Annotated in this window: 5 protein-coding genes; 3 read left to right on the forward strand and 2 right to left on the reverse strand. The window is 67.2% G+C overall.

Translation table 11 applies throughout. The features are described from left to right. The coding region (locus RI841_RS15140) for a DNA translocase FtsK 4TM domain-containing protein (protein WP_310706464.1) at positions 1–1,081 on the reverse strand (1,081 nt) is incomplete at its 3' end. Between the two features lie 154 nt (positions 1,082–1,235). Between RI841_RS15140 and aat the strand changes: the two genes are divergently transcribed. The 3 genes from aat (at position 1,236) to infA (ending at position 3,088) form a co-directional block, all read left to right on the forward strand. Beyond that, positions 1,236–1,976 (forward strand): leucyl/phenylalanyl-tRNA--protein transferase, encoded by a 741-nt coding sequence (gene aat / locus RI841_RS15145; protein WP_310706465.1) that lies wholly within the window; start codon positions 1,236–1,238, stop codon positions 1,974–1,976. A 19-nt stretch (positions 1,977–1,995) separates the two neighbouring features. Beyond that, positions 1,996–2,733 (forward strand): arginyltransferase, encoded by a 738-nt coding sequence (locus RI841_RS15150; protein ID WP_310706466.1) that lies wholly within the window; start codon positions 1,996–1,998, stop codon positions 2,731–2,733. Positions 2,734–2,869: 136 nt separating this feature from the next. Further along, the gene (infA, locus tag RI841_RS15155; RefSeq protein ID WP_089847867.1) at positions 2,870–3,088 is read left to right on the forward strand and encodes a translation initiation factor IF-1; all 219 of its coding nucleotides are present in this window, start codon (positions 2,870–2,872) and stop codon (positions 3,086–3,088) included. A gap of 122 nt (positions 3,089–3,210) precedes the next feature. Here infA and RI841_RS15160 read toward each other — a convergent pair. Further along, positions 3,211–3,877 (reverse strand): AAA family ATPase (locus RI841_RS15160; RefSeq protein WP_310706467.1); only part of this gene is annotated, 667 nt, incomplete at its 5' end.

The following is a 3,877-nucleotide window of genomic DNA, read 5'->3' on the forward strand; positions in this document are numbered from 1 at the left end:
GCTCGCGTGGCGCCTGGGAGATCGAGGCGTCAGCGGGCACCGCCCCAGCGCGCTCATCGGACGCGAGGCCCCGTTCTGCCGATGGGGTGATCTCCACCCGCGGCTCCATGGCCTCTCGGGAGGCCCGGGTGGCATAGGCCGCCCCGGGCGTCTTGGCCGAGGGCGTGCGCTCGGGCACTTCCCAGGGAATGTCGGTCGCGCCGTCGTTGCCGAAACCTGGCTCGCGACGCGAGCCCCCCTCAGTGGCCAGCGCCGATTCGGCCTCGCGACGAGGCCCGCTCCCCAGACGCTGCCACCAGCGCGGCCGGTGCGCGGCCTCGGGCGGGGCCGCGCCGGCCCCCTGCTCATCGGGTTTGGCGACCGCCGGCTCGCTCTCCTCCCGAGCATGCTGATCACGCCGCTCGGCGCGCCGTTCACGCACCAGACCGAAACGATCAGCCACCCATCGCCACAGCACCAGGCTGCGGTGGCCCAGCTCGTCCATCACCGTCAGCCAGGAGAGCCCGGTAAACAGGGGGAAGCCACAGAGCATGGCGGCCACCGCCAGCAGGCCGGTACCACCCGACCCCACCAGGGGAAGCAGGGCACCGACCAGCCCCTCGCCGAGGATGCCCCCCGTGGAGTAGGGCAAGGGACCATCGGGACGGTAGAAGTGCAGCGCTCCCAGGGTGGTAGAACCCAGCAGCAGCAGCACGAGCCCCCCGCAGCGTACCGCCAGGGCGGTAGCGTCCCACTCGAAGCGCACCTGCCGCGAGCGGATCAGCCACCAGGCGGCGAAGCCCAGCATGCCGGGCCACCACAGGGCACTGACCCCGAACAGCGAGTAGAGCACATCGGCTAGCCAGGCCCCGATGGACCCCATCCAGTTGGCGACCTCGGTTTCGGGGCCACTGCGCGACCAGCCGGGGTCCTCGGCGCGGAAACTGTAGAGCGCCAACAGCAGGAACACACAGGCAGCCAGCAGCAGGATCACCACGCCCTCGCGAACTGAACCCTGCAGCCGCAGGCCGAAGCGCTTCGCCGTCTCCCTGGCATTCGCCGCCGTCACCCGACGTGACGAAGTCCTCTTCTTGACACTCAAGCGGCCATCCCCCTTGCGCCAACATGGCGACTTCCGAATTTCACTGCGCTCAATCATACCGAGCAAGCGCTCACCATCACAGGGGCCTTGATGCCTTGAGCCCCATTCCGCGGCGCGGCAGACTGTGTGGGTCTCAACGAGGAAGACGCCGCCCATGCTCCCCTGGCTCCCCGACCGTCCCGTGGGCTTTCCGCCCGTGGGCTCCGCCCTGCGCGACCCCGATGGCCTGCTGGCCGCCGGCGGCGCCCTGACCCCGGAATGGCTACTTGCCGCCTATCGGCGCGGCATCTTCCCCTGGTTCAGCGATGACCAGCCGGTATTGTGGTGGAGCCCGGACCCGCGCATGGTACTGTTTCCGGACGAGATCCGGGTGCGGCGCAGCCTCGCCAAGCGGCTGCGCAACGCTGGCTTCCAGGTCACCGCCGATATCGCCTTCGACCAGGTGGTAACGGCATGCGCGGCACCCCGCGACGGCCAGCCCGGCACCTGGATCACCGCCGAGATGCACGAAGCCTATGGGCGGCTGCATTGGCTCGGTGCGGCGCACTCGGTGGAGGTCTGGCGAGCCGGCGAGCTGGTGGGCGGCCTCTACGGGGTGGCCATGGGGCCGGTCTTCTTCGGCGAATCGATGTTCTCGCGGCAGACGGATGCCTCGAAGGTCGCCCTGGTACACCTGGCCCGGGCCATGGCTGCCGGCGGCGGCCGACTGATCGACTGCCAGATGCATACCAGGCACCTGGCCAGTCTGGGTGCCCGGGACATCGCCCGAACCGAGTTCATCGGCTATCTTGAAGAGTGGCTGGGCAATGCCGGCAATGACCACCGGGAGGCGGTCGATGGTGTGCCGGCACCGACCTGGGCCTTCGATGCGATCGGCACCATTGCGGGCCATTGATTCAGAGGAGATGGCAGCCTTGAGCAGCAATGCCCCCCGGCAGCCGGTCAGGGACCTGCGCTTTTTCCTGACCGTGCCCCATGCCTGCAGCTACCTGGAAGGCCGCGAAGCGACCACCCTGTTTCTCGACCCCCAGGAATCACCCGGCCAGGGGGTCTACGACGCCCTGGCCCTACTCGGTTTCCGCCGCAGCGGCCGCCACCTCTATCGTCCCCACTGCGATGCCTGCAACGCTTGCATCTCGGTACGCATCCCGGTGGCCGAGTTCGCGCCGAGCCGCACCCAGCGCAAGCTGATCCACCGCAATGCCGATCTGACCTTGCACGTGCGTCCTGCCCTGTTCGATGCCGAGCACTATGCACTCTATGCTCACTACGTCCGGACCCGTCACGCCGACGGTGACATGTACCCGCCGAGTCACGAGCAGTATCGCACCTTTCTGACCCTCGACCAGGCCTACGCCCGACTTCTGGAATTCCGCCTCGACGGCCGGCTGGTGGCGGTCTCGGCCTTCGACCAGCTCGAGCACGGTCTCTCGGCCATCTACACCTTCTTCGACCCGGCGCCGGCACTGGAGCGTCGCTCGCTGGGCACCTTCGCCGTGCTCACGTTGATCCAGCGTGCTCTGGACCAGGGACTGCCCCATGTCTATCTCGGCTACTGGATCCGCGAGTGCCGCAAGATGAACTACAAGCAGTCCTTTCGGCCGCTGGAGATGCTCGACGGCCGCCACTGGCGGCGCATGATTGCGCTCTAGGGGGGAAGCATTGAGCGGCTTCCTTTGCCTTGACGAGCGGCATGCGGCACAATATCGCGCTATCTTGTGGCCACGGGCGGCAGAGCCGTGAGACCGTGCCGCCTTCTTCTGTCATCATCAGCGAGGAACCGCCTATATGGCACGTGAAGACCATATCGAAATGGAAGGCGTCGTCGTCGATACCCTTCCCAACACCACGTTCCGCGTCGAGCTGGAAAACGGCCACGTGGTCACCGCCCACATCTCGGGCAAGATGCGCAAGCACTACATCCGCATCCTCACCGGCGACAAGGTCAAGGTCGAGCTGACTCCCTACGACCTGTCCAAGGGACGGATCGTCTACCGGGCTCGCTGAGCCTCGGCCGGGCATGCCGCACGCCGGCTGCACCGCCCGCCGTTTCCCCCGCTGCCTGGCCTGAACGAACAACGCCCCGTCCTCAGACAGGGCGCTGTATGTTGGTGGCCACCTGAGTCCTGTCAGGGCGCGTCGGCAAGCTCCGACTCCGTAGAGAGGTGGAGTTCGTCCTCCTCCACGCTGACGTGGACCACCCCGCCATGCTCGGCCAGCTCGCCGAACAGGATCAGCTCGGCCAGCGGCTTCTTGAGCTTCTCCTGGATCAAGCGGGCCATCGGGCGCGCACCCATGTCGGGGTCGTAGCCCTTCTCGGCCAGCCAGTCCCGGGCGGCCTCGTCCACGTCGAGCTGAACCCGCTTCTCATCGAGCTGCGCCTGCAATTCGACCAGAAACTTGTCCACCACGTTGCGCACCACCGTGGTGGGCAGGGCATGGAACTGGATGATGCCGTCCAGGCGGTTGCGGAACTCCGGTGAGAAGGTCTTGCGGATCACCTCCATGGCATCGGTGGAGTGGTCCTGGGTCTGGAAGCCGATGGAGCGCCGCGTGGCCTGCTCGACCCCGGCGTTGGAGGTCATGATCAGGATCACGTGACGGAAGTCCGCCTCGCGGCCGTTGTTGTCGGTCAATCGGCCATGGTCCATGACCTGCAGCAGCAGGTTGAAGACCTCGGGATGCGCCTTCTCGATCTCGTCGAGCAGCAGCACGCAATGGGGCTGCTTGGTGATCGCCTCGGTCAGCAGACCCCCCTGGTCGTAGCCGACATAGCCGGGGGGCGCACCGATCAGC

Origin of the sequence: Halomonas sp. (genome assembly GCF_031581305.1) — a bacterium.
In the GTDB taxonomy this organism is placed as follows: domain Bacteria; phylum Pseudomonadota; class Gammaproteobacteria; order Pseudomonadales; family Halomonadaceae; genus Halomonas.

Coding starts and splice junctions, on each gene's coding strand:
- aat (WP_310706465.1), top strand. CDS start 1,236: ATGCTCCCCTGGCTCCCCGACCGTCCCGTGGGCTTTCCGCCCGTGGGC.
- infA (WP_089847867.1), top strand. CDS start 2,870: ATGGCACGTGAAGACCATATCGAAATGGAAGGCGTCGTCGTCGATACC.